We start from the raw sequence: 23,798 nt of genomic DNA, 5'->3' as shown, positions 1-23,798 counted from the left end.
ATCTTATCGATCCTCGTTTCACTCCGGTAGGATCATGCTCTGAGGAACTACAAAATGAACAGATTTGAATCCCCGCGCTCGTCAGAAGCAGTGCTGCGTTATCTCGACGGCGATTTTGAAATCGTAAAGCACGGCTCTTATGTTGTCTGCGCGGTTACAAGCACACAAATTCCGCTCGACGAGCTGAAATATTGGAGCGTTGCTCGCCAGGAAGCCTATGCAACGGGCCTTATTTCCTATGAGCGTGAGCTTGAACTCAATCCCGAATTGCGCAGCCGCAAGAAAGCTTAGAGCATTTCCGGCTTTCATTGAATCGTTGAGAATGCGCTATCGAACTATTTTTGCGCACATTTTGTTCCGCAAACCGCTTCCCAGTTTTCGGGATGCGCTCTAAATCGAGCGGACCTTGAAACGCTCGATTGCCGTATCAAGAATACGGCCAATTGCGTCTTTGCGTTCAAATGCCAGATCAACATCCAGCACGGCAAGATTTCGAATAAACGCATTCGGAACGTCGCTCATTGTTACAAGGCGCACATGATCCTTGGCTGTCGTGATCAGACCGACCCCAAGCTTTTCTGCCGTTTCGATCAGCTTGGCGATATCATCCGGTTGATAGCTATAGTGATCGGGGAAGGTTTTCCCTTCCGCAACTTCGCCGCCCGCCTGCTGCACACTTGCGAAAAACTTGGACGGATTGCCGATTCCCGCAAAAGCCAGCCAGCGATTGCCTGCTACGTCAGCCGATGATGAAGGCTGCAACTGCGCCTCATAGACGGCACGCCCGGCACGCGAAGCCTGTCGAACGACAAAATCGGCTTCTGCACCCTTGCCGATTCGCAGAACAGCGTCTGTCTTGCGCATCTGATCCGTCAAAGGAGCACGCAATGGACCAGCCGGAATGACTTTGCCATTTCCAATACCGCGTGTTGAATCCACCACCAGCAGAGAAAAATCCGTATGCAGGCGCGCGCTCTGAAACCCATCATCCATGATGATGAAATCGCAGCCGCGCTGATGCAATTCCAACGCCGATTTTAGCCGATCCGGGCAAAGCGCCACTGGAGCATGTCGTGCAAGCAGTAGCGGTTCGTCACCGACATAGCGCGCGCTATCCGCAGACGGGTCAACGATATGCAGGCCCTTGTAATTGCCGCCATAACCGCGCGAAACGATGCCGGGATGCAGGCCGCGTTCCTTTGCAGCTTTTGCAAAGGCAATAGCGGTCGGTGTTTTACCAGCACCGCCGACCGTGAAATTACCGATACAAAGAACAGGTGCAGGGACTTTGGGTGGCTCGGCTTTAAGAAGCCTGTGACCCGCAACGGCTCCGTAAATCCAGGATAGCGGCGCCAGACCATAAGCACGCCAGTTAGGCTTATCCCACCAGAAGGGTGGTGCCTCGCTCGCCATGCTCAGATGCCGCCATTGATGAACGGCACTTCACTGCGATTGCCCGGTAACTGCGCCTGCAGGATCAGCGGCTGAATGAAGGGTTCTAGCGAGCTCAGAGTACGATCGAGCGCACCGCGCATATCCTTCACCGTATTCGCACCGGCGGTGATCATGCTGCGCAGATGCTGCGGATTGTTGAAAAGGAAATTGATCGCGCCAGCGAGCATGTTGCGATCCTTCACCACGCGCGCGCCACCGTTTTTGATGAGACGCTGGAAAGATTCGCGGAAGTTCTGAACATTCTTGCCTGTGAGTACGGCTGTCCCCATCATGGCGGGCTCTAGCGGATTGTGCCCACCTTCCTTGGTCAGCGAATTGCCGATAAAGGCGATTTCGGTGAGCTGCAGATAAAGGCCCATTTCACCAATCGTATCGCCGAGCAGAATATCCGTATCCGCTTCAATCACATCGCCACGGCTGCGTGCTGCAACTTTCAGCCCCTTTGCGCCAAGCATGGCTTCGATTTCCGGTGCCCGATTTGGATGGCGAGGGACAATGATTGTAACAAGACGCGGATAGCGCACTTTCAACATTTGATGCACTTCGGCAGCGATTTCTTCTTCACCATCGTGCGTGGAGATCGCAGCCCAGGTCCGCCGTCCGGCAATCTGGCGCTGCAATGTTGCGAGCGCTGCCGGATCAGCAGGTGCGGGCGCCGTATCAACCTTTAGATTACCCGAAACGCTTACGGGTCTTGCGCCAAGCGCGCGGAAGCGATCACCGTCAAGCTCGGACTGCGCAATCACATGCGCGAAATTTTCAAACAGTGCCTCGGCAAGTTCCGGTCGTTTCTGCCATGCGGCAAAGGATCGATCCGACAGGCGACCGTTAACGAGTACCTGTGGGATATGGCGCGCGCCAAGCGAAAGAACCGTTGCGGGCCAGATTTCCGACTCACAGCCGATTGCGAGATCTGGCTTCCAGTGATTGAGGAAATTGTTGACGGCGGGTTGCAGATCAAGCGGTGCATATTGATGGATGACCTGATTGCCCAGCTGATCGGCAACGAGCTTGGCGGACGTGACCGTCCCCGTCGTCATGACGATATGAATGCCGGTTGCAGCAATGCTTTCGATCAGCGGCGTCATCGCCACCGACTCACCCACACTTGCAGCATGAGCCCAGATGACTGGGCCTTGCGGTCTTGCAATGGACGTCTTGCCGTAGCGCTCGCCGCGCCGCACACGCTCTTCCTTGCCCCGCGAGGCGCGATAGGAAATGTAAGTTCCGATGAATGGATAGGCGGCAGAGCCGAGCATACGATAGGCCGACAGCATGTTTCGTGCCCAACGTTCACTCATTTGCTCGTCTCCAATGCGCCATAGGCCTTGGTCGTCGCGTCATTAAGCTGGCGCGTCAGTTCCATGCGCTTTTCTTCCAGTTCTGCCTCATCGGCATTTGCATCCACCCAGACCGGCTCTCCGTAGACTATTGTCGAACGTCCAAATGGCAATGGAATTGTGGTCTTGTCCCACGTCTTCTGAAGGACATGATTGCGAGAAAAAGCATAAGCGCAAGGCATAATTGGCCGACCTGACAATTTGGCCAGCAAAATAATTCCTTCGCCCGCTTCACGCGCTTTGCCATGGGCAATATCGGCAATCATCGAAACCGATTGCCCTTTTTTTAATGCGTTTTTAAGTGTGAGCAGTGCGCGCGCGCCACCCTTTTTGGCGGAGTTTCCTTCGCCACGGCCACCGGAACCGCGCACAGTGATGAAGCCGAATTTTTCGGCAACACGCGCATTCAGCTCAGCATCCGCACTCCGCGAGAACATTGCCACAACTTCGAGATTATGCGGGCGCACGGCAGCCGCCATAATGTGCTGGCCATGCCAAAAGGTAACGATCGAAGGGCTGTTCTCGATCAAAAAGACTTTGGGGTCAGCGGAACCCTTAATAAGTGGGTTCGTCACCTTCACGAATTTCATATAGCTGGAAATCAATTGTACCAATGCCGAGCGGACAAAGGCAGAGCGAGCGAGTGGGCCGCGAATGCGACGCCACAACCGCTTGCCAGCACTGTCTGAACGGGTACGTGCACCGGTCTTCACCGGGGCATCTTTTTCCTGAGCCATATGATCTTCGCGCGGTACAGACAAAAGGCGCTTATTCCGCCTTCAGGTCTACGCCTTCCGGGTCCAGCAAGCGGTGCAGATGCACAATGAAATAACGCATATGAGCGTTGTCTACTGTCTGCTGCGCCTTGGACTTCCAGGCCGTCTTTGCAGATTCGTAATCTGGATAAATCCCAACGACATCGAGATTGTCGAGATCGCGGAACTGGACGGTTCCGAGCTTGGTCAGCTCACCGCCAAATACCAGATGAAGAAGCTGCTTTTTGTCGCCTTCGGCACTCATGACAATATCCCTTGAAACAAACCTATTCGCCGCATGATTAGCTCAATGGCCAGTCCGCGACAACACTCAACATTTCCTGCAAAAGGTTTCCGCTAGAGGCTACCAGCGCACCATGCTGCAGCGTCGGCCCACCATAGATGAGAGGCTCAGCACCATCGGTCAAGAGTGCCCCGCCCGACTCACTCAGAATGAGATCAGCTGCGGCCAAGTCCCAATCATGTGAATTTGGCCGAATGAAGGTACCGGCAATATCACCCCGTGCAACCATCGCAATGCGATATGCAAGAGAAGGCACATATGGGTGCAAAATCACGCGATCACGCCACGCTTCTGGCAGAATTTCGACCATTCTTTTTGCCGAAGCCATGGCAATTTTATGGCCATCTTGTGGCAAACGGGTACTTATCGGCAAACCGTTCTGCGATGCACCAAACCCTTTGCCCGCTTCAATGACCTCATTAAGCACTGGACATTGCAAGACACCGGCAATCGGCTTGCCGTCTTCCACAATCGCCACACTCACGCACCATTGGGACTGGCCACCGATATAAGCGCGCGTGCCGTCGATGGGATCGATTACAAATGCGCGTCGTCGTTTCGCAGCCACCCGGTCATCCGCGGTTTCTTCAGAAATCCAGCCATAATCGGGACGCGCTTCAAGCAGCACTTCCTTGAGATAGCGATCAACCGCGAGATCGGCTTCACTGACCGGCGACTGCCCGTCTTTCAGCCAGACCTCCGGCGACTGCCCGAAATAGCGCATGGCAATACGGCCTGCCTCTCGCGCCGCATGGCGCAGAAGTTCAAGCTCGTTCTGGATATCTTTTCGTTTCTCAATTTCCGGCAAGGGTCATGCCTTCGATCACGAGGGTGGGTGCAGTCATCCCGAAATTCCGATCAATGTCGGATGCAGGCGTCATATTGAGGAACATATCCTTGAGATTAGAAGCAATTGTGACTTCACTCACAGGATAAGCAAGTTCGCCATTCTCAATCCAGAAGCCCGATGCACCGCGACTATATTGGCCGGTAATCATGTCGACGCCCTGCCCGAAAACTTCCGTCACATAGAAACCTGTTCCCAAAGACCGGATCAGGTCTTCCGGCGTTTCCGAGCCCGGCTCGATCGCAAAATTGGTTGAGGCAGGCGACACGCCGGAGCCCGAACGCACGCCACGACCATTGCCTACAAGGCTCAGCTCGCGGGCGCTCGAACCGGAGAGCAGCCAATGATTAAGTACACCGTTTTCAATCATCGTAAGCGGCTGGCCTTCAATACCTTCGCCATCGAACGGACGCGACGAAGAACCACGAACCCGCAACGGGTTATCCGTAACGCGGATACCTGATTTCAAAATCTGTTTGCCGAGACTGTCACGCAGAAAACTGGTCTTGCGGGCAACCGATGCACCATTGATAGCGCTGGCAAGATGGGCTGCAATACCGCGCGCCAGACGCGGATCGAAAACCACATTGACCGGACCGGTTTTGGCCTGCCGTGCGCCCAGACGACGAACTGCGCGTTCACCCGCGCGTCGGCCAATATTTTCAGGCGTATCAAGATCAGCAAAATGAAGGCGGGAGCTGAAATCATAATCCCTCTCCATCTTGGTGCCTTCGCCTGCAATCGCGGATACCGAACGACCAAAACGCGTGGCGGCATATTCGCCTGCGAAACCCGAGGACGTGACCAGCACAAGGCCACCCATGCTGCTCGAAGCGCCTGCGCCGCCGGAATTGGTGACACCTACAACCCCGCGCGCCGCCTCTTCTGTGGCAAGTGCATCAGCCGTCAGGCGTGCTGTGTCGATCTGTGTCGCGTCAAAAAGATCGAGATCGCGCGGCTGCTTAACCAGAAGCGAAGGATCGGCCAATTGCTCAAAGGGGTCTTCCGGCGCGACCTTCGCCATAGCAACGGCACGCTCAGCCAATCTGTCGGGATCGCTGCCCGCATTTGCAGAAACACTGGCAATTCGGCGACCTACGAAAACGCGCAATGAAAAATCGTCGCTTTCCGACGATTCGGTTCCCTCTACCTTGCCAAGACGAACCGACACGCTGACCGAACGGGCACGGATCACAACTGCGTCAGCATGATCGGCACCGGCACGCTTTGCAGCGGCAACAAGCTGCGCTGCACGGTCGACAAGTTTACCCGGCGAATTATCTGAAATCATTATATAATCCAAGACTGAGAGGCTAAGAAGGCGCCAGAATGGAGCCACGCTATGTAAACAGCCGTAATCGGAATTTGCAAAAACTTATGTCAAATTATTCGACATCGGACTGATTAGAGCCATATCGTACTCCTATATTGCCGAAATGCTGGGGCTTCAAGGCAAGCCCTCACATTCTTCGAATTCCAAAGCATAACCCAAGAGCATAAAATGGTCGCAACTGGCGGAAGTCTCTACTTACAGGCTCTGATGATTCTGGGTGGTGCAATTATTGCGGCGCCCCTCTTCAAGCGGCTTGGGCTCGGCACAGTTCTGGGCTACCTCGCAGCCGGCATCGTGATCGGTCCAGTGGCGCGCCTGATCTCGGACGGCGAAGAACTGCTGCATTTTTCGGAACTCGGCGTCGTTTTTCTTCTGTTCATCATCGGCCTTGAACTGAAGCCTTCGCGCCTATGGGCTTTGCGACATTCAATTTTTGGATTGGGCGCTGCACAGGTTCTGCTGACTGGATCAGCCCTTGCAGCCTTGGGCGTCTATCTGGCGGGATTAAGCACGGAAGCAGCTATCATCATCGGATTTGGCTTGGCACTTTCTTCAACAGCCTTTGCCATGCAGGTGCTGGAAGATCGTGCAGAAACGAACCAGAAGCATGGACAGCGCGCTTTCGCGATCCTGTTGTTTCAGGATCTCGCAATCGTCCCGATTCTTGCGATCATTCCTGCGTTGTCGCCCAACGAACCCTCGCAAATGACTGCAGGGTTTCATTTGGCAACAGCCATTGCAGCGATTGCAGCCCTTGTCATCGCGGGTCGCTATCTGATCAATCCGATGTTCCGGATCATTGCCAATACGGGTGCGCGCGAAGTCATGATCGCAGCAGCGCTGTTTGTTGTGCTTGGATCGGCAAGCCTGCTGGAATCAGCAGGTCTTTCCATGGCTATGGGTGCATTCATTGCGGGCGTTCTGCTCGCAGAATCATCCTATCGGCATGAGCTGGAAGCAGACATCGAACCATTTCGCGGTATTTTCCTCGGCCTGTTCTTTGTCGCTGTCGGCTTGTCCCTCAATCTGAGCGTTATCCTACAGTATTGGCAGACAATCCTGATCGCGGTTCCAATCTTCATGATTGTGAAAGCGGCGATTACCTATGTGCTGTGCCGCATCTTCCGTTCAAACCACAATGATGCGATCCGCGTGGCATTCCTGCTGCCGCAGGGAGGCGAGTTTGCCTTCGTGCTGTTTTCAGCCGCCGCCGCGGCTGCGGTGATTTCCAATGCACTGAGTTCAGAACTGGTTGCGGCCGTTACCGTTTCGATGGCGCTGACCCCGCTTTCAGTTGCCATTGGCTCGAAACTGCTGATTAAGGACAAGACGGAAGATGTCATCGAAGAGAACTTCGAAGGCGCTGGCTCTGACGTTCTGATGATCGGCTTTTCGCGTTACGGACAGATTTCCGCGCAGATATTGCTCGCTGGTGGCATCGACGTGACTGTTATCGACAACTCGCCCAACCGTGTGAGAGCTGCGGGCAAGTTCGGCTTCCGTATTTATTTCGGTGACGGCACCCGCAAAGACGTGCTTGAAGCCGCCGGTATCCGCCATGCCAAGATTGTCGCTGTCTGCACGCATAAGAAGGAGATTACCAACCGGATCGTCAATCTGATCCAGTCGGAATATCCAGATGTACGTCTGTTTGTGCGGTCTTATGATCGTGAACATACGCTGCAGCTGCGTGCTCAGGGCGTGGAATATGAACTGCGTGAAACCTTTGAATCAGGGCTGCTTTTTGGCCAGCGCACGCTGGAAGGGCTTGGTCTGTCTGAGGCCAACGCCTATGCTATTCGCGAAGATGTGAGGCAGCGTGACGAAGACCGACTGCATGTTCAGGCTTCGGAAGGCATTATGGCCGGCCGCCATCTGCTGTTCAACAAGCCGGTAACGCCTGAACCTCTGGTGAAGCCAACCCGCGAAGGCCAGCGCATCGATAAGGCTGGCGACAATATCGATGCGGTTGCAAATGTTGATGAGGGTACGCCGTCAGCGGCAGTTGCGGCTGAATAATGCACTTCCGGCAAAAGTGCGAAGCGGTTCCAATGATTCAGTATTCGCTGAAACCGCTCTGAGCTCAGGAAGCGGCGGCTTTAGGCTTGCCGCTTAAAACCGTATCGAGTGCGATCTTCAGTTCTTCGCGGATATCGACGCTTTGCGACAGAATCTGCTCGAATTTCAGGAAGTCGAGCAGGCCAATCCGTTCAACATTCGGACGCAGGAAAATATGCGGCGGACGATTGCGGAACTTGTTCTCGATTATCGAGCACATGGTTAGCTGGTTTGCACCCATCACCGCTTCAATCGTTGTCGGCATGTAATCATCAGGGCCAACAGGCGCACCCACGACGTCGATGCCAATAACAATATCGGCTTTATCGAACAGGAGATCGAACGGAACCGGATTAAGCAATCCGCCATCAACCAGAATGCGTCCACCACGGCGCACGGGCCGGAAGACAGGCGGAATGGCGCAGGAAGCAGCAATCGCCGAGCGCAGATCACCCTGCTCGATATTCAGCTCAAGTGCTGCGTGAAAATCCGAGGCCGTGATGCTCATCGGGATTTTCAGCTCTTCCACATTCTCCGGCAGAGAAGCAGGAAGGAAAACTTCCAGAATCTTTTCAATGTTGAACTGGCTTACGCGGAAGCCGCCTTTCAGCAGCTCCACCCAGCGTTCAGGCCGCGCCTGCCACATGCGGCGCGCGACTTCCGAACGGCGATTAAAAATCGCCGCCATATATTCGTGAATTTCCTTGCCGCTCATGCCGTTTGCCATTCCGGCACCGACAATCGAGCCGATGGATGAACCGGCAATGGCCACCGGCTTGATGCCGAGTTCATCCAGCACTTCGATAATATGGATATGCGCGATACCGCGAGCACCGCCGCCGCCAAAGGCGACCGCAATACGCGGAGATGTGGGTATGCTTATATCCATGAAGCTTTCCTCACGGCGTATTGGAGCGCTTCCATGACGCGCTCCAATATTTGTTTTACCTGGGTGTTAGGACTGCGCAGGCCCGAAAATCAGAATTGCAGGTTCTGCTTCCAGAAGCTTTTTGGCAATAGCCTTCACCTGATCGAGCGTCACCGCATCGATCAATTCAGCGCGCTTGTCGATATATTCACGATCAAGACCAGCTTCCTGAAGACCAACAAGCGTGTCGGCAATCGACACCGAAGAATCGAGATTGTTCACCGCATAAGAGCCTTTGAGATAGCTCTTGGCAGCTTGAAGCTCCGCTTCTGTCGGACCGTCATTTGCCATGGCTGCGACCTGTTCACGGATGATCTTCAGCGATTCCTGCGCCTTTTCAGGGCGGGTTGCCGTTGAAATCGTCAGCGCCGATACATGATCGCGCAGCGCCATTGATGACGAGACCGAATAGGCCAGGCCGCGCTTTTCACGCACTTCCGCATAAAGACGCGAGGTGAAGCCGCCGCCAAGAATGTGGTTCATCAGGTAAGCTGCAAAGAACTCAGGATCTTTGCGCGGAATTGCCGGATAGACAAAGCTGATCGATGTCTGCGGCATATCAAAGCTGAGGCTTGTTGTCGTACCAAGCGCGAGTTTCGCATCCGGCACCGGCACCAGTTCCGCATTTGCAGGCAGATCGCCAAACACCTTGTCCAGCATCTCACCCAGATCCTTGGCATTGATCGAACCCACAACACCGACAGTCAGGCGATCACGAGCGAAGTTCTTGCGATGGAATGTGGCAAGGTCTTCGCGGCTGATCGACTGCAGCGACTTGACCGTACCTTCATCCGGGCGACCATAAGGATGGTTGCCGTACAGAACTTCCGAGAATTTGCGCGAAGCAATGGTCGAAGGGTTACGCTGCGAAGCCTCAAGGCTCGCAACAACCTGCTGGCGGATGCGATCAACGGCGTCCTGATCAAAGCGCGGCTTATTGACAGCCAATGCCAGAAGATCGCTGACCGCGTCGCGGTTCTCAGCCAGCATACGGATGCTACCCGAAACGGAATCAGGAGAAGCTGTAAAGCTCATCTCGCCGCCGAGATTATCAATGCGCTCCTGGAAACTGTCAGAATCGAGATCGCCTGCACCTTCGTCAAAAAGGCCGGTCATCAGATTGGCAAGACCTTCCTTGCCACCCGGATCCTGCGATGTGCCGCCTTTAAACGAGAAGCGCATTGATACGAGCGGGACAGAATTGTCTTCAACCAACCAGGCTTTGATGCCCTTTGGTGAGACAACTTCCTGAATTTCGATAGCATTTGCAGGCAGGTTCAAAATGATGAGCAACATCATCGATGTTGCCAGTGCCATCATTGCGGTCTTTGCACGATTAACGTTCAACGCAATAGCTTTGCTCACTGGATTGCTCCTCCCGCGCCATTCTCGTCATTGCCAGCGGCAGCATTCGGATTTTCGCGTGCATTTTCAGGTTCTGTATCAGGCGGCAGCAAATAGCTCGTCACCGACTGGTCCTTGACCAGATAGCGGCTTGCCGCATCCTTGATCTGCTCGACGGTGACACCTTTGATCACATCCGGCCACTTCTGAATATCTTCGATACTCATGCCGATGGAGAGTGTGGAACCGTAAATCCGGGCCATGCCGGACTGGCTGTCACGTGCGAATGTCACGGCCTTGAGGAAGCGATTGCGTGCCTGATCAAGCTCGGTCTGTGTCACACCGTCCTTAATGATGCGGGCAACTTCGGCATCGACAGCCTTTTCAACATCGGCCAGTGTCTTGCCGTTTTGCGGAGAACCGTAAACCGAGAATGTACCGTCATCGAGCGGGTCGCCATCATAGCTGGCACCAGTATTGGATGCGATGCCCTGCTTGACGATCAGTTCTTGATAAAGACGCGAGCGGAGCGAGCCACCCAGAATTTCGCTCAGCAGATCAAGCGCCGGGGCGTCCCCTGCTTTCACATCAGGGAAGCGCTTCTCATTGGAGTAAGACGGCACCAGCCATGACATGCGGAACGAAGGTGTGCTCACGCGATCATCATGCAACGTCACAACGCGCGCTGCGTGCTTTTCCGGCTCCTGTGGACGCTCACGCGGCAGAACATCGGCACGCTTCGGGATTTTGGCCCAGGTCTTCATGACGAGATCACGGACGCGTTCCGGCGTTACGTCACCGGCAATAACCAGTGTCGCATTATTCGGCGTGTAATATTGCTGGTAGAAATCAACCGCATCTTTCAGGCTGAGCTTCTCCATTTCCTGCCGCCAGCCGATAACCGGCACGCGGTAAGGATGGTTGTAGAACAGCACGGCGTCGGTGTTTTCCATCAGCATCGCTGCGGGATTTGAATCCACCCGCATACGACGCTCTTCAAGAATCACCTCGCGCTCAGTCGTGACAGCTTCCTCATCAAGAACCAGATTGGCCATACGATCCGATTCATAGCCCATCACCATTTCGAGCGCATCTGGTGCAACGCGCTGGAAATAGGCCGTATAATCATACGAGGTGAACGCGTTTTCCTGACCGCCGATCGCTGCGATCTTCGCGGAGAACTCACCAGCCGGATAGGTCTTGGTGCCCTTGAACATCAAATGTTCAAGAAAATGCGCAATGCCGGATTCACCGGGCGCCTCATCAGCTGAACCCACATGATACCAGATCATCTGCGTAACCACCGGCGCGCGGTGATCCGGAATAACGACGACCTTGAGGCCGTTTTCCAGCGTGAAGCTGCTGATATCTTCGGATTTCGTGATTTCTGGCAGATTTGCTTGTTCTGCAGGCTGAGCAGCCTCGGTTGCTACAGCGGGTGCAGGCGTCTGCGCCCGAACCGAAACTGTTGCAAGTGGCAGAGCCAGCGCCAAACCAAGGGCGGTGGACAACAAATAGTGCCGGAGTGAGGGGTTATGCACCAAACGACATCTCCAATCAGTTTCATTCCGCCCTGACAGCTTTGAGATGTCTGGCGAGCGGCAAGACCTGTATTTACAGCGGTTCCAGTGACGAATTAATCATTAGAACCGTTGTAACTGTTTGTTTTTACGCATTATCCGACGCAAAACCGCTTCGCACTTTTGCTGGAAATGCTATCAAATTCAACGCGTTTCCGAAACCGGTCGCCCGATTCCGGATAAATCTTTAGCCCTATCAAAGCGCCTTTTGATCTCACTTCGTCAGATCAGCGCCCTGATTATCTGCGTCCGCGCACATCTTATCCGAAAACAGTTTCACACTTTTTCGGGATGCGCTTTCAACTGAATGAGACGAATAATGGTGCCACCATAATTCCGCTCTTCATGAACGACGAATCGTTCATCCAGTTCCAGCGATGCTTCTGCTTCCTCTTCAAGCACGATAAGTGCGTCAGGATTAAGCCAACTACCTTCCAGTGCAGATAAAAGAGCCTTTTCCCCCATGCGGCGACCATAGGGTGGATCAGCAAATATCAGATCGAAGGGCTCCATCGTGCCCGCTTCACCAAGCTTGCAGGCATCGCGGCGCAGAACCTTGGTTTGACCCTGAAGACCGAAAGCTTCGATATTCTGGCGAAGAATGCCGCGACCTTCCGCAGATTCTTCAACGAAGACCGCATAGCGGGCACCGCGAGAAAGCGCTTCAAGCCCGAGCGCGCCGGTCCCCGCGAAGAGATCCAGCACGCGACCGCCATCCACCTTATCGGGAAAGCTGTGCGCAAGAATATTGAAAAGGCTTTCGCGCGTGCGATCCGTCGTTGGACGGATCGCATTTGTTGCAGGAGTTACGAGCGCGCGTCCGCGGAATTTACCGCCGACGATCCGCACCACTGCCCCCTGGCTTGCCACCGCGTGGCTTTCCATCGCCGGATCGACCGTTGCTCGGCTTACCGCCTGAACCGCCGCGATCCGGACCCTTGCCAAAGCCACCCGGACCCTTCGATGGGCCGCGACCTTCGCCAGAACGCGGTCCGCTGCTGCGTGGGCCACGATCAGCGTTTCCACCACCAAAACGGCCTTCACCGCGCGGAGCTGAAGGCTTGCCGAAGCTGCGACCTTCATAGCCACCCGATGATCTTTCACCGCCTTCAGCTTTCAACTCGGCGCGTTCGCGCTTGCCCGGACGGCGTTCCTGCTTCCGATCATCGCGACCTTCCGGACGTGGGCCGCGACCCTCTGGCCGGCCCTCGGAACGACCTTCATAACGGCGCGGACGATCCTCGCGACCTTCTTCGCGGCGCTGATCACCATCGCCGAAACGGCGTGGACGCGGCTGGAAATCACCTTCACCACGCGGGGAACGGTTTGCCGGACGTCCTTCTGAACGGCCCTCAAAGCGGCGCGGACGATCTTCACGGCCTTCATCACGACGCTGATCACCATCCTCGAAACGACGTGGACGAGACTTGAAATCGCCTTCAGACCGGCTTGCGCGTTCGCCGCGAGCCGTAGCACGCGCAGCTTTTTCTGCCGCAGCTTTTTCGCCTTGCGGACGTGCGCCGGATGCCATCCAGACATTCACACCACCACGACGACGCGGTTCAACCTTGTCTTCTTTCTTTTCCGGACGCTTGCGACGCTCCGGCTGGCTCGAAATCCATTCACGCTCGCGTGGCTGACGGCGATATTCGCCTTCCTGCTCTCGCGGCTCGCGCTGCTCCATTTCGCGCGCAGTGCGGCCCTGAACAACGGTGTTGGAAAATTCATTCAGAACTGGCGCATCGAAATCTGCGCCGGATTCTTCCACAAGCTTTTCACCAAGCTGATCACGCAGAATGCGGCCGCGAATTTCACGCACACCACCTTCTTCAAGATCGCCAAGCTGGAAAGGACCAAATGAAACACGGATCAGGCGTCCAACGGTAAGGCCCAATGCGCCGAGAATGTTCTTAACTTCGCGGTTCTTGCCTTCGCGCAGACCAATCGAAATCCAGACATTCGCGCCCTGCTCACGCTCAAGCGTCGCTTCAATGCTGCCATAGAAGACGCCATCGACGGCGATGCCGTTTTTCAGCTCGTCGAGCTGCGCCTGCGTGACCTTGCCATGAGCGCGGACGCGATAGCGACGCAGCCAGCCGGTCGACGGTAGTTCCAGAACGCGCGACAGACCACCATCATTGGTGAGCAGCAACAAGCCTTCGGTGTTGATATCGAGACGGCCAACAGAAAGCACACGTGGCATTTCGGCAGGCAGCGCTTCAAATACGGTCGGGCGGCCTTCAGGGTCACGGTTGGTGGTCACAAGGCCAGCAGGCTTGTGATAAAGCCACAGACGCGTCCGCTCGGCCTGCTTCAACTGCTTGCCATCGACTGTGATGACATCCGTGCGCTTTACGTTGATCGCAGGTGTATCGAGCACCTTGCCATTCACCGAAATACGGCCTGCCGCAATCATGGTCTCGGCTTCGCGGCGCGAAGCAATACCGGCACGCGCCAAGCGCTTGGCGATGCGCTCACCGCTATCTTCACCATCCTGCGTGTCGCGCGATCCAAATTTGCGCGGCGCACCGCGTTCATCGTCACGGCGAGGCCGATCATCGCGGGACTTGCCATCGCGAAAATTATCGTCACGGGGGCCGGAGCGTCGCTCGCCGCGTTCGCCACGCGTACCGCTTGGGCGATCACCGCGGCCTTCGCCACGTCCATGCGGGGGACGTCGACCGCCCTTGTTGTCGTCTTCTGTGCTCATCTGGTATTGGCCTTTCAGCAGCGCCGCCGTGTCGTCTTTCGCCCCTTTGAAACTGGGAAAGAGCTGTCCGGTCAAAAACGCCGTATAAATCCGTTCGTAAATCGGTTTTGATTTCGTGACTTATGCAGTAACAAATCGCTCATAAGCTTGCGAGCGAAATTTCCCTGTCTTGGCCATGAAATGAGGTTGGCTTGAAAAAGGTTGCAGATATTTCACACCCAATTATGGCAAATCCAATGCAGATCGCACTGGAAGAGGCCAAATCTGCAGCCCTGCGCGGAGAGGTGCCGATTGGCGCGGTCATCGTGCATGACGGAGAAATTATCGCCCGCGCGGGCAACCGAACCCGCGAATTGAACGACGTCACTGCCCATGCGGAAGTGCTTGCAATCCGACATGCGGGCGAATTTCTCAAATCAGAACGCCTGCCCGATTGCGATCTTTACGTAACGCTTGAGCCTTGCGCGATGTGCGCGGCAGCAATTTCCTTCGCTCGCATTCGACGGCTTTATTACGGCGCGGCCGATCCGAAGGGCGGCGGCGTTGAATATGGACCACGCTTTTACACGCAGCCCACATGCCATCATGTACCTGATGTTTATGCGGGATTTTCCGAAGAAGAATCCCAGAAACTGCTCAGGGCCTTTTTTCGCGAGAAGCGATAGCCCGGCTCAGTTATAGCATTTCCAGCAAAAGTGCGAAGCGGTTTTGCGTCGGATAATGCGTAAAAACAAACAGTTACAGTGGTTCCAACGATTCATTTCTAACTGGAACCGCTGTAACAGCCCGGTGGCCAGTCATATGACGCAGCGTATTATCGCGCAGCGCAAAATGATGCACCAGTGCCATGAACACATGGCCAACAATTACAGCGAGCAGTACCCAACCCAAAAGACCGTGCGCCGCATTGCCCGGAGCGGTCAGTGCCGTATTCTGCACACCTGTCTGCTCGAATATCTGAATGCCGAATGCAGAAAAGCCGCGGCCACTTCCGTAACTGCGCAATAGTGCAAGCGCCGGAACGGCGAACATAAGCACATAGATCGCCAAATGCCCCAAACCCGCAAGCTTACCCATTGCACCTGCTTTATGCGGGCGCCTTGAGAAATTCAGCAATCCCCATACACCGCGCAACAACACCAGTATCAGCAGTGAGAAGCCAATTGTGTAATGCGCAGACCAGAAGAAACTATAGGGCGCACTGTCCTTCACAAGAATACGCAGTATGGCAGATATGAACTGCCACAGGAAAAGGACGGCCATGAGCCAGTGAAACATACGACTGATGACGCCGTAACCATTGGGACCATCCCAAATCTGATTTGTGTTGTGCATTACTGTACCTTACATCCCGAAAAGTAGTAGGATACGCTCTGCCAGAATGGTTTCGTTGATTGAAATCAAATATTGTTTAGAATAGCCAACATTAAAAATATTTAATATTTGGAATATAACATAACAAAACAAAGTCATTTTGATGACAAACCCCAAAGCAAACAACAAAAAGAAAGCCGGAAGATTTTCTCTTCCGGCTTTCTAATTTTTGAAAAATTATACTATATTATTAATTCCAAGGAAGCAGATCGCGCCAGCTTTTGCCACCACCACCAGCAGCTTTCTTACGCTCGCGTTCTTTCTGCGACTCATCCTGGCCCATTTCACCTACAGCTGCGGTCGAAGCCGGCTGACGATAAGCAAGCGGCGGTTCGCTCAGATAGCGGCGCGTCGTTGACGAGCCTTGCGTCTGCGCTTCACGCTGCTTCTTCAGCTCAGCAACCCTTGCTGGATCAAATGTTGGCGTACGGGATTCATAATCTTCACGACGGCTGTTACCGCTTGGAAGCGAAGCGCGAAGATTATTGGCAACCGCTACGTCCTGCTCAACAGGCGAAACGAAGTTCGGGTTGTCGCGATTTGCGGTGATTTCATCACGCAGACGCTTACGGCGCTGCTCTGGTGATTCTGGCCACGAAGGATCGCCTGCGCTTGCAACGCTTTCCTGCGGAGCAGGCAGTGCACCCTTTTCACCCTGTGCAGGACGCACAAGATCAGGACGCGGCTTGTAATCGATCCGATCTTTTTTCTTGCCCTGACCGAAGCTAGCCATGTTCGACACGTCGTCGAGAAGCTGCGCACTCGCCGTTTTGTCGGTTCCGTAGGTCGGCGACGATACACATCCAGACAGTGCGAGACCCGCAACCGCCGTCATCAATACCAGAACTCGTCCTTCAATCTTCATTAGCGCCACTTCTTTTACGCCTGTCGATTTTCTTTTCGTCAAAGGCTTCTATTTCACCCTTGCCGCAAGAAACCGGCAACTCCAAGGCAGATTGCAAGTTTATCTCAAGGAGAGCCTTGTACATGAGAGCATCTCTACGGGCAATCGCGATATTAACCGCTATTTCACCATGCTCTCACTTATCAAGGCAAGCCCTGCAGTGAAAAAAGCCCGGGCGCGCGATGCGTCCGGGCTTTGATTATTATGCCGAAAGCCGTCCAAGCGCCTTCAATTCATGCAGTGCAGCCGCATCACGGGCCGAGACTTCCGGGAATTCCGCGTCCGAACCGACATCGGTGGTGTAACGCCAGGAACGAGCGCACTTTTCACCTTCCGCACGAACAGGAACAACCGCAACACCCTTCACATCATCAAGCGTGAAAGCTTCAGCGGGTGCTGCAGCATCCGTAAGCGCGATGCCGCTGGTGATGCAGATTTCAGCGAAATCCAGACCTTCAAGCGAATCGGCAAGGCTCTTGTCAGTGATGTGGACGACCGGCGCTGCTTCCAGCGAAGAACCGATGCGCTTGTCTGCGCGTTCCAGTTCCAGCGCGCCCGTAACAACGCGGCGAACGTTGCGAACCTTGCGCCACTTTTCAGCAAGCACATCATCGCGCCATTCAGCAGGCGTCTTGCGGAACTGCTCCAGATGCACCGAAGCCGATTCCGGATAGCGATCAAGCCAGGCTTCTTCCGTGGTGAAAGGTAGCATTGGCGCAAGCCAGGTGGTTACGCGAACGAAGATTTCACGCACCGTCTGAAGGGCGGCCTTGCGGCGAACACTCAACGGCGCATCACAGTAGAGCGCATCCTTGCGGATATCGAAGTAGAAGGCCGAGAGTTCGACATTCATGAAGTCGATCAATGCGCGAGCGATGCGCTTGAAGTCAAACGCGTCGTAACCCGAGCGCACAACCTCATCGAGTTCGGCCAGACGATGCAGCATCAGGCGTTCGAGTTCCGGCAGATCGGCGTGAGGCAGCGTTTCGCCTTCGTCATGGGCGAGCGTGCCAAGCATCCAGCGGATCGTGTTACGCAGCTTGCGATAAGCGTCGATATTGGTCTGGATGATGTTTTTGCCCAGACGCTGATCTTCCCAATAGTCCGTGGTCATGACCCAAAGACGCAGAATATCGGCGCCCGAATCCTTGATCACATCCTGCGGTGTGACAGTGTTGCCAAGCGATTTCGACATCTTCTTGCCGTTCTCATCCATGGTGAAACCATGAGTAACGACGGCATTATAAGGCGCGCGGCCACGCGTTCCGCAGCTTTCCAGCAGTGACGAGTGGAACCAGCCGCGATGCTGGTCAGAGCCTTCAAGATAAACATCGGCAGGCCACTTCATGTCCGGACGATCTTCCAGCGTGAAAGTATGCGTCGAACCAGAATCGAACCAGACGTCGAGAATGTCGCGAACCTGCGTCCAACCCTCGTTTGCGCGGCTACCGAGGAAGCGTTCACGCGCACCTTCAGCAAACCATGCATCAGCGCCTTCTGCCTCGAAAGCTTCGAGAATGCGCTTGTTGACGGCATCGTCCTGCAGGATGTTGCCTTCTTCATCAGCAAACACGCAGATCGGCACGCCCCAGGCGCGCTGACGCGAAAGCACCCAGTCCGGGCGACCTTCGATCATCGAACGCAGACGGGTCTGACCGGCAGCTGGGACGAAGCGGGTTTCCTCAATGGCCTTGAGCGAGCGCGAGCGCAGCGTGGTGCCATCGCCGAGGTTTTTGTCCATATAGACAAACCACTGCGGCGTGTTGCGGAAGATAACCGGCTTCTTCGAGCGCCATGAATGCGGATAGGAATGCTTCAGACGACCGCGTGCAAAAAGCTTGTCATGCGCGATGAGCTGCTTGATGACAGCCTCGTTTGCATCACCCTTCTTGCCGTTATCATCGATAACACGCGCTGCACCGCCGTCGCGATCCGGACCGAAGCCCGGCGCATCTTTGGTGTAGTAACCGTCATCGCCAACCGGGAAAGGAATGCTCGGATCAATTCCGCGCGCTTCCAGCTCGCGGGCATTGTCCATCCACGCTTCAAAGTCTTCGCGACCATGGCTAGGTGCTGTGTGCACAAAGCCCGTACCGGCATCGTCAGTGACGTGATCGCCGGAAACCAGCGGCACGACAAACTCATATCCACCGCCGAAGCCCTTGAGCGGGTGGGAAAGCACGTTCTTTGCAAGTTCTTCGCCCGACACGTCGCGCAGACGCTTGAACTCAAGCTTTGCCTTCTTGGCGCATTCTTCAGAAAGCTTGTCAGCAAAAACGAGCTTTTCGCCAGGCTGAGGACCAAAATCGTTCTCGGCAGCGACAACTTCGTAAAGACCATAAGAAACGCGCGAGGAATAAGCCACCGCACGGTTGCCTGGAATGGTCCAAGGGGTTGTCGTCCAGATAACAACAGAAGCACCGGCAAGATCGCCTGCACCAGCTACCGGGAATTTCACCCAGATCATATCCGACTCAATGTCGTGATATTCGACTTCGGCTTCAGCCAATGCCGTGCGTTCGACAACCGACCACATGACAGGCTTCGAGCCGCGATAAAGCTGGCCGCTTGCAGCAAACTTCAGAAGTTCGCCCGCGATCCGCGCTTCCGCATGGAAGTTCATGGTCGTGTATGGGTTTTCAAAATCGCCGCAGATAGCAAGACGCTTGAACTCTTCCGACTGAACCTTGATCCAGCCAGCCGCAAACTCACGGCATTCCTTGCGGAATTCGTTGATTGCGACTTCGTCCTTGTTCTTGCCCTGTGCACGGTATTTTTCTTCGATCTTCCACTCGATCGGCAGGCCGTGGCAATCCCAGCCCGGAACATAGTTCGAGTTGAAACCACGCATCTGGAACGAACGGGTGATGACGTCCTTGAGGATCTTGTTCAGCGCATGGCCGATATGGATATTGCCGTTTGCGTAAGGAGGGCCATCATGCAGCACGTAAAGCGGGCGGTCCTTGGCGTCTTCGCGCAGCTTTTTATAGAGGTTCATTTCCTCCCAGCGCTGCACGAAAAGCGGCTCGCGCTGCGGCAGGCCTGCGCGCATCGGGAATTCGGTCTGCGGCAGATTGAGGGTTTTGGAATAATCGATCTTGTCGGTCATTTTACGCTTGCCTGTCATTCCCGCATGTTTTGATACGAGGGGAATATGCTTTGAACGTTCAGGAGGCTGCCAAACGCAGCCGGGAAAACTCAGGAGGCTGCGAGGCACAGCCGGTCGCTCCCGGACCTTCCTGCCATGCGCCGCTTAAAAGCAGCGCCATCAAGGCTTAGAGGAAGGCCGGGCCAATAATTCGTATAGCCGTGCCGATGTGCCGAAAATCCGTCATCATGGGCACGCTTTTAGCAATGACCTTCACAGGAATAAAGAGGCAGGGCGCAATAAACTTGCAGCCCTGCCTCCGAAAACTTTACAGATTGACCAGATTTTATCAGTCGAGCGAGAAATCGAAACGATAGGTCGCGGATACGCCAACCATAAACTGGTTCGGCGAACCGCGCTGCTTCACGATGCTCGAATCCTTTGCCGGACCCTGAAGACGGCTATATTCGCCAAACAGGCTTGTATCGATCTTGTCGGTTGCCTTCCAGGTGATGGCACCGCCAACACCGACCGATTCCCAACCGCCGCCCGGACGATATTCCTTCACACCCGATGCAACAGCTTCTTCAGCCGTTACGCCATAATAGGTCTTGAAGTAATCCTTGGAAGCGAAGGTCGCACGCGGACCAGCCGAAACGCGGACCACAGGCGTCACGTCATAGAACGCATCGGCAGCAACATCAGCCACAACGCCCTTATGCGCGCGGATACCATGGCGCACTTCACCACGGACACGCAGCCAGTCAGTCGGATAGACATCAACAAAACCACCGGCTTCACCGCCGAATTTGGTTTCATGAAGACCATCAATCTTGGTGTCGCGCTCAAACATCAGCTTGCCGACAGCACCAACGCGGAAGCGATCCTGATCTATGAATGCAAAAGAGACATTGTCATTGCGCGACGAAAAACGCTCTGCTTCGCCCTGACGGCCAAGCGAAATCAGCGGCTGTGCCGAAAACTTATACTTGTTGGAACCTTCGAACTTCGGAGCAACCAGACCAGCGGCACCCACCTTGAGATACCAGTCGCCAGACCAGAAATACTTGCGAGCCGGTTTGGCTGGTTCTGCAGCATAAACGTCTGTCTGCTGCATATCTGCAGCAACTGCCGAGAACGAACCCACGAACAATGCGGCGCCTGTAATAAAGGCAAGGGAGATACGCGTCACATGAAACTCCGATAAACAGCGCCCCGGAAACTTTGGGGGTATTTAACACTGTTTGAACGGAATATGTAAAATTAAACTTAAATCTTAAGTAGAAATCACTACAGGTTTTTCGCAATATGACTCTCAGAAGTGGAAATCCACTGTGAGAGAGCTCCGTCCCAATTGCTAAGCTGGAAAGGACAGAAGACCATCCAGTGCGGATATCGGTTGTGCTCCCACCAGAATCGCACGCGCTTCTTCTTCATCCCGTTTCATCTGAACGATCAGCGGATCGAGGCCGTCGAACTTAATTTCACCGCGCAGATACCCAAAGAAAGAAACTTCAGCGACTTCGCCATAAAGGTCGCCGGAAAAATCAAAGACAAAGGTTTCGAGCAATGGCTTGCCATCACTGTCGACAGTGGGGCGACGGCCAAAACTTGCGACACCGTCATGCAAACTGCCATCCGCCCTGCGGAAGCGCACAGCATAAATGCCGTGTTTCATGCTCACATGGTCATCGATTGTCATATTGGCGGTTGGAAAGCCAAGTGTACGACCAAGCTTCTTGCCGTGAATAACTTCACCGCTGACACGATAGCGATAGCCGAGAAGACCTGCGGCTTCAGCAACTTCGCCCTCGCACAGCAGCGCTCGAATGCGCGTGGAGGAAACAACATTGCTTCCCTCGTCGCTGAATGCATCCACCAGAGAAACACTGAAGCCCGATGACTTTCCGGCCTCCACAAGGAATTCCGGTGTGCCACGGCGTCCCTTGCCAAAATGGAAGTCATACCCCGTGACAACGCAATTGGCGTGCAATCGCTCGACCAGGATATTGCGCACGAAATCTTCAGCCGATTGCGCAGAAAAATCTGCCGTGAACGGCTGCTCGACCACAGCGTCGAAACCCATAAGCCGAAGAATCTCGGCCTTTTCTACGGCATCTGTCAGGCGCTCAACAGGCTCGTTCGGCTTGAAGAAGCTGCGCGGATGCGGCTCAAAAGTCAGAACAACCGCAGGCAACCCATCTCGCTCGGCAATTTCCAGCGCACGCTCCAGCACGGCCTGATGGCCACGATGGACACCATCAAAATTGCCGATCGCCACAACGCAATTACGCAATGTGAGCGGCAATGCATCCGTTCCGGAAAGGCGCTGAAAAGCAGGTTTTGTCATGGTCGAAGCAGATTCTCGAAGCGGATGTTAGACGAGTGCGTAAAGCGAGGCGATTGGCGCATGGCCATGCTTTTGCAGGAATGCATTCATTCTATCGAAGTCAACACTCCCGTCAGCAGCGTAATCCGCTGCATGAACACCACCGGAAATATAGAGCACATCGAGGCCGTAATCAGCGGCTCCCTTCACGTCGGTCAACACGCCGTCGCCGATACCGAGGATACGGGACTTTTCAACAGGTGCGCCACGAATCTCTTCAACCGCCTTTGCAGCAGCTTCATAGATCGGGCGATGCGGCTTGCCTGCAATCAGCGTGCGACCGCCAAGCTGACCGTAATCACGCGCCAGCGCGCCAGCACACCAGATCAGGCGTGGACCGCGCTCAACCATAATATCCGGGTTTGCACAGATGAAAGGCAGATTGCGCGAACGGAGGCGTTGCAGCAGTTCGACGTAATTTTCTGGCGTCTCGGTTTCATCGTCATAAAGACCAGTACAGACAACACCCGAAGCTTCGAACTCTTCAACCAGCTCGACATCCAGACCTTCATAAATCGCCAGCTCACGTTCGCTGCCGATATGAAAGACCTTGCGCGGACCTTCAATAATGAGATCACGGGTCACATCGCCGGAGGTGACGACGCGGTCATAGGCATCTTCCGGCACACCGAGCAACGTCATCTGTGCAATAACGCTGCCGAACGGACGTGGCGCATTGGTTACGAGAATAACCGTTATGCCCTTGGCGCGTGCGCGCTTCAAAGCCTCGACGGCAGGCGCAAATGCAACTTCGCCATTGTGCAATACACCCCAGACATCACAGAAGATCGCATCATATCCGTCCGTCAGATCGTCTAGGTGCTCAGGCAGTTTCATCACTATCCTCTAGTATGCTGGTCCGGCCGATACCGGTAAAATAAGGAGCCCGACCGTGCCATTATCAAGCAAACGGTCGACTTTGGTGAAGATGCGTCTCAGGCATCCTGCGGTTTCCTCTACAAGAATGAGCCTGATCTGTCACCACGCTTGAGCCAGTCTGCGTCCAAATGGACGCCCGGATGAACGCATTGTGTTCCAACGATTAGGTCTTTCTGCCGATCAGACGCCGTTAACCAAGCCCGCCATTTCCTGAACATAACCAGCCTAAGGTGCTTATTTTCCTGCCCGCCTTGCCAGGCACCTGTATAGTCCCCACATTCCGGGCAACAGCACGTCCATGCCTTTGGCAGCCTTATATGCAGAATTTATTTTCTGCTCTGTTAAAAAACGGCAACGATCCTTGACAAAGAATAGGGCCAGTTCTATCTCTTTGGCACGTTAGCACTCGGACAGACGGAGTGCTAACAAGCGCGGATCGGCTCGATCCGTTAACAGGGTTCAACGTCTATAACACCAAGGGTTATACCATGGCTGATATCAAGTTCCGCC

Annotated in this window: 21 protein-coding genes; 3 read left to right on the top strand and 18 right to left on the bottom strand. The window is 54.6% G+C overall.

Annotated features, from left to right (window positions below; translation table 11 throughout):
• Positions 1–54 precede the first annotated feature (54 nt).
• Positions 55–291, top strand: a complete 237-nt coding sequence (locus tag RT142_RS20835) for a DUF2093 domain-containing protein (RefSeq protein WP_007878094.1) — start codon at positions 55–57, stop codon at positions 289–291.
• 99 nt (positions 292–390) lie between these two features.
• On the opposite strand, the gene lpxK is transcribed toward RT142_RS20835, so the two are convergent.
• Genes lpxK through RT142_RS20805 form a run of 6 tightly spaced genes read right to left on the bottom strand, consistent with a single transcriptional unit; the run spans position 391 to position 5,992 of the window.
• A complete protein-coding gene (gene lpxK / locus RT142_RS20830) occupies positions 391–1,413 on the bottom strand; it encodes a tetraacyldisaccharide 4'-kinase (RefSeq protein WP_313031208.1) in 1,023 nt (340 codons plus the stop codon).
• 2 nt (positions 1,414–1,415) lie between these two features.
• Positions 1,416–2,756 (bottom strand): lipid IV(A) 3-deoxy-D-manno-octulosonic acid transferase, encoded by a 1,341-nt coding sequence (waaA, locus tag RT142_RS20825; protein ID WP_007878090.1) that lies wholly within the window; start codon positions 2,754–2,756, stop codon positions 1,416–1,418.
• Complete coding sequence (locus RT142_RS20820) at positions 2,753–3,532, bottom strand: lysophospholipid acyltransferase family protein (RefSeq protein ID WP_235911255.1); 780 nt, start codon at positions 3,530–3,532, stop codon at positions 2,753–2,755. Before RT142_RS20820 ends, waaA begins: the two co-directional genes overlap by 4 nt.
• A gap of 31 nt (positions 3,533–3,563) precedes the next feature.
• Positions 3,564–3,815, bottom strand: coding sequence for a DUF4170 domain-containing protein (locus tag RT142_RS20815; RefSeq protein ID WP_007878087.1), 252 nt, complete (start codon positions 3,813–3,815; stop codon positions 3,564–3,566).
• A 37-nt stretch (positions 3,816–3,852) separates the two neighbouring features.
• Complete coding sequence (locus RT142_RS20810) at positions 3,853–4,662, bottom strand: 3'(2'),5'-bisphosphate nucleotidase CysQ (protein WP_007878085.1); 810 nt, start codon at positions 4,660–4,662, stop codon at positions 3,853–3,855.
• Positions 4,649–5,992 (bottom strand): TldD/PmbA family protein, encoded by a 1,344-nt coding sequence (locus tag RT142_RS20805; RefSeq protein ID WP_313031206.1) that lies wholly within the window; start codon positions 5,990–5,992, stop codon positions 4,649–4,651. The genes RT142_RS20810 and RT142_RS20805 overlap by 14 nt, the downstream gene beginning before the upstream one ends.
• A 210-nt stretch (positions 5,993–6,202) precedes the next feature.
• Here RT142_RS20805 and RT142_RS20800 point away from each other — a divergent pair, with 210 nt between their 5' ends.
• A complete protein-coding gene (locus tag RT142_RS20800) occupies positions 6,203–8,053 on the top strand; it encodes a monovalent cation:proton antiporter-2 (CPA2) family protein (protein WP_039860509.1) in 1,851 nt (616 codons plus the stop codon).
• Positions 8,054–8,117: 64 nt separating this feature from the next.
• Here RT142_RS20800 and RT142_RS20795 read toward each other — a convergent pair whose 3' ends face one another.
• The 5 genes from RT142_RS20795 to RT142_RS20775 form a co-directional block, all read right to left on the bottom strand.
• Positions 8,118–8,981 (bottom strand): patatin-like phospholipase family protein, encoded by an 864-nt coding sequence (locus RT142_RS20795; RefSeq protein WP_064321150.1) that lies wholly within the window; start codon positions 8,979–8,981, stop codon positions 8,118–8,120.
• 66 nt (positions 8,982–9,047) lie between these two features.
• Positions 9,048–10,340, bottom strand: a complete 1,293-nt coding sequence (locus RT142_RS20790) for a M16 family metallopeptidase (protein ID WP_083898655.1) — start codon at positions 10,338–10,340, stop codon at positions 9,048–9,050.
• Between the two features lie 41 nt (positions 10,341–10,381).
• Positions 10,382–11,905 carry a M16 family metallopeptidase gene (locus tag RT142_RS20785; protein ID WP_112812439.1) on the bottom strand — a complete coding sequence of 508 codons (1,524 nt, stop codon included), beginning with the start codon at positions 11,903–11,905 and terminating at the stop codon, positions 10,382–10,384.
• A 315-nt stretch (positions 11,906–12,220) separates the two neighbouring features.
• Positions 12,221–12,793 (bottom strand): 16S rRNA (guanine(966)-N(2))-methyltransferase RsmD, encoded by a 573-nt coding sequence (gene rsmD, locus RT142_RS20780; protein WP_039860516.1) that lies wholly within the window; start codon positions 12,791–12,793, stop codon positions 12,221–12,223.
• A complete protein-coding gene (locus RT142_RS20775; RefSeq protein ID WP_313031203.1) occupies positions 12,774–14,654 on the bottom strand; it encodes a pseudouridine synthase in 1,881 nt (626 codons plus the stop codon). The genes rsmD and RT142_RS20775 overlap by 20 nt, the downstream gene beginning before the upstream one ends.
• Before the next feature lie 224 nt (positions 14,655–14,878).
• Between RT142_RS20775 and RT142_RS20770 the strand changes: the two genes are divergently transcribed.
• On the top strand, positions 14,879–15,319 hold the full coding sequence (locus tag RT142_RS20770) for a nucleoside deaminase (RefSeq protein WP_007878069.1): 441 nt from the start codon (positions 14,879–14,881) through the stop codon (positions 15,317–15,319).
• A 73-nt stretch (positions 15,320–15,392) separates the two neighbouring features.
• Here RT142_RS20770 and RT142_RS20765 read toward each other — a convergent pair whose 3' ends face one another.
• From RT142_RS20765 to RT142_RS20735, 7 genes are all read right to left on the bottom strand, one after another.
• Positions 15,393–15,989, bottom strand: a complete 597-nt coding sequence (locus tag RT142_RS20765) for a cytochrome b (protein WP_313031200.1) — start codon at positions 15,987–15,989, stop codon at positions 15,393–15,395.
• 229 nt (positions 15,990–16,218) lie between these two features.
• A complete protein-coding gene (locus RT142_RS20760; RefSeq protein ID WP_007878067.1) occupies positions 16,219–16,893 on the bottom strand; it encodes a hypothetical protein in 675 nt (224 codons plus the stop codon).
• Positions 16,883–17,017, bottom strand: a complete 135-nt coding sequence (locus RT142_RS20755; protein ID WP_257736895.1) for a hypothetical protein — start codon at positions 17,015–17,017, stop codon at positions 16,883–16,885. Before RT142_RS20755 ends, RT142_RS20760 begins: the two co-directional genes overlap by 11 nt.
• A 117-nt stretch (positions 17,018–17,134) precedes the next feature.
• On the bottom strand, positions 17,135–20,041 hold the full coding sequence (ileS, locus tag RT142_RS20750) for an isoleucine--tRNA ligase (RefSeq protein ID WP_313031197.1): 2,907 nt from the start codon (positions 20,039–20,041) through the stop codon (positions 17,135–17,137).
• A gap of 328 nt (positions 20,042–20,369) precedes the next feature.
• On the bottom strand, positions 20,370–21,212 hold the full coding sequence (locus RT142_RS20745) for a MipA/OmpV family protein (protein WP_313031195.1): 843 nt from the start codon (positions 21,210–21,212) through the stop codon (positions 20,370–20,372).
• Between the two features lie 165 nt (positions 21,213–21,377).
• Entirely contained in the window at positions 21,378–22,370 is a 993-nt protein-coding gene (locus RT142_RS20740; RefSeq protein WP_313031194.1) for a bifunctional riboflavin kinase/FAD synthetase, read from the bottom strand.
• 27 nt (positions 22,371–22,397) lie between these two features.
• Complete coding sequence (locus tag RT142_RS20735; RefSeq protein ID WP_313031192.1) at positions 22,398–23,246, bottom strand: TIGR01459 family HAD-type hydrolase; 849 nt, start codon at positions 23,244–23,246, stop codon at positions 22,398–22,400.
• Positions 23,247–23,798 lie beyond the last annotated feature (552 nt).

This window comes from Brucella sp., assembly GCF_032066345.1.
GTDB lineage: Bacteria > Pseudomonadota > Alphaproteobacteria > Rhizobiales > Rhizobiaceae > Brucella > Brucella pseudogrignonensis.
This window is presented reverse-complemented; position numbering and strand designations above follow the sequence as displayed.

Excerpts from the sequence above, each read along its gene's own strand:
- RT142_RS20835 (WP_007878094.1), top strand. The coding sequence starts at position 55 with ATGAACAGATTTGAATCCCCGCGCTCGTCAGAAGCAGTGCTGCGTTAT.
- lpxK (WP_313031208.1), bottom strand. The coding sequence starts at position 1,413 with ATGGCGAGCGAGGCACCACCCTTCTGGTGGGATAAGCCTAACTGGCGT.
- waaA (WP_007878090.1), bottom strand. The coding sequence starts at position 2,756 with ATGAGTGAACGTTGGGCACGAAACATGCTGTCGGCCTATCGTATGCTC.
- RT142_RS20820 (WP_235911255.1), bottom strand. The coding sequence starts at position 3,532 with ATGGCTCAGGAAAAAGATGCCCCGGTGAAGACCGGTGCACGTACCCGT.
- RT142_RS20815 (WP_007878087.1), bottom strand. The coding sequence starts at position 3,815 with ATGAGTGCCGAAGGCGACAAAAAGCAGCTTCTTCATCTGGTATTTGGC.
- RT142_RS20805 (WP_313031206.1), bottom strand. The coding sequence starts at position 5,992 with ATGATTTCAGATAATTCGCCGGGTAAACTTGTCGACCGTGCAGCGCAG.
- RT142_RS20800 (WP_039860509.1), top strand. The coding sequence starts at position 6,203 with ATGGTCGCAACTGGCGGAAGTCTCTACTTACAGGCTCTGATGATTCTG.
- RT142_RS20795 (WP_064321150.1), bottom strand. The coding sequence starts at position 8,981 with ATGGATATAAGCATACCCACATCTCCGCGTATTGCGGTCGCCTTTGGC.
- RT142_RS20790 (WP_083898655.1), bottom strand. The coding sequence starts at position 10,340 with ATGATGGCACTGGCAACATCGATGATGTTGCTCATCATTTTGAACCTG.
- RT142_RS20775 (WP_313031203.1), bottom strand. The coding sequence starts at position 14,654 with ATGAGCACAGAAGACGACAACAAGGGCGGTCGACGTCCCCCGCATGGA.
- RT142_RS20770 (WP_007878069.1), top strand. The coding sequence starts at position 14,879 with ATGGCAAATCCAATGCAGATCGCACTGGAAGAGGCCAAATCTGCAGCC.
- RT142_RS20765 (WP_313031200.1), bottom strand. The coding sequence starts at position 15,989 with ATGCACAACACAAATCAGATTTGGGATGGTCCCAATGGTTACGGCGTC.
- RT142_RS20760 (WP_007878067.1), bottom strand. The coding sequence starts at position 16,893 with ATGAAGATTGAAGGACGAGTTCTGGTATTGATGACGGCGGTTGCGGGT.
- RT142_RS20755 (WP_257736895.1), bottom strand. The coding sequence starts at position 17,017 with ATGTACAAGGCTCTCCTTGAGATAAACTTGCAATCTGCCTTGGAGTTG.
- ileS (WP_313031197.1), bottom strand. The coding sequence starts at position 20,041 with ATGACCGACAAGATCGATTATTCCAAAACCCTCAATCTGCCGCAGACC.
- RT142_RS20740 (WP_313031194.1), bottom strand. The coding sequence starts at position 22,370 with ATGACAAAACCTGCTTTTCAGCGCCTTTCCGGAACGGATGCATTGCCG.
- RT142_RS20735 (WP_313031192.1), bottom strand. The coding sequence starts at position 23,246 with ATGAAACTGCCTGAGCACCTAGACGATCTGACGGACGGATATGATGCG.